The sequence below is a fragment of the Pseudoalteromonas sp. SG44-8 genome, from assembly GCF_014164125.1.
GTDB lineage: Bacteria > Pseudomonadota > Gammaproteobacteria > Enterobacterales > Alteromonadaceae > Pseudoalteromonas > Pseudoalteromonas rhizosphaerae.
Window position 1 is genome coordinate 1 of record NZ_JACJEQ010000079.1, and the last position, 943, is coordinate 943.

The 943-nt window shown below is 37.6% G+C and carries 1 protein-coding gene; it reads left to right on the forward strand.

Annotation, left to right across the window (positions count from 1 at the left end; genetic code table 11):
• The first annotated feature begins 358 nt into the window (after positions 1-358).
• Complete coding sequence (locus tag H5163_RS21040) at positions 359-814, forward strand: DUF4262 domain-containing protein (RefSeq protein ID WP_182735896.1); 456 nt, start codon at positions 359-361, stop codon at positions 812-814.
• Positions 815-943: the final 129 nt, after the last annotated feature.

Sequence of the window (943 nt, forward strand, 5' to 3'; positions counted from 1 at the left end):
GGTCAGCGGTCAGCGGTCAGCGGTCAGCGGTCAATTTAAAATGATAAAGAAAAGAGTAAAGTGAAAGCTTTACTCTTTTTTGTTTTTATAAGCTTAAATAGCAACTATGAGCGATAACTGGTCATTGGTAAAAGTTAAATTTATTCTTGTTTTGATGAGTCGAATCCTAATTTTGTCCGATAACATTATTAACCGCCGTTTTGGGGCAAAATAACAAACTTTGAATTCGTGCTATTTTAATTACTTGTTTACAAAAGTAATTATTGATGGAATTATCAGAGTATATAATAAACGCCGTTTGGGGTGTTATAAACCACCAAAATGGTGTTCAATAAGCTGTTAGGAATTACTCGAAGTTATGAATGAAACTGAAAAGGAAATAGTTAGAATTATTGAGAAGTACGGTTGTTATGTAACATCAGTCTTTGATCCTGACGGAGAGAGTCCAAATTTCACCTATTCAACAGGTATAACTGACACATATGGAGCACCTGAACTAATCATCATTGGGTTGAATACAGATTTAGCTCAGTCAATAGTAAATAATTATGCTGGGCGTTTAAAAAATGGCGAGGAGTTTACAATAGGTGAATTCTATGAAGGTTTCTTAGAAGGGTTTGATGTCACTTTCAGTGGAGTATCACTAAAAAACAAAAAGGAATATATGCTTTCAGCTTGTTGGTATAATGCAGATGAGTTTGAAGCATTACAGCTAGTTTACCCAACTACAAGTGGGGTCTGGCCATGGGATGCAGATGCAAGCGAAAGTTTTTTATCCATACAGCCTAGTCTAGCAACAAATAGTGCATGGTAATTCCTAATCGGGTAGCCGGAGGTCTCTAACCTCCAGCCCCCACACCACCCATCATGCGGGTCCGCAATGGGCGGTTCATCTCCCGTAGTGAATATTGATCCAAATATCTCTTAATGACGCTAAACCTTG

What these genes read in the sequence shown, in the direction of transcription:
- H5163_RS21040 (WP_182735896.1), top strand. Translation starts at nt 359, where the DNA reads ATGAATGAAACTGAAAAGGAAATAGTTAGAATTATTGAGAAGTACGGT.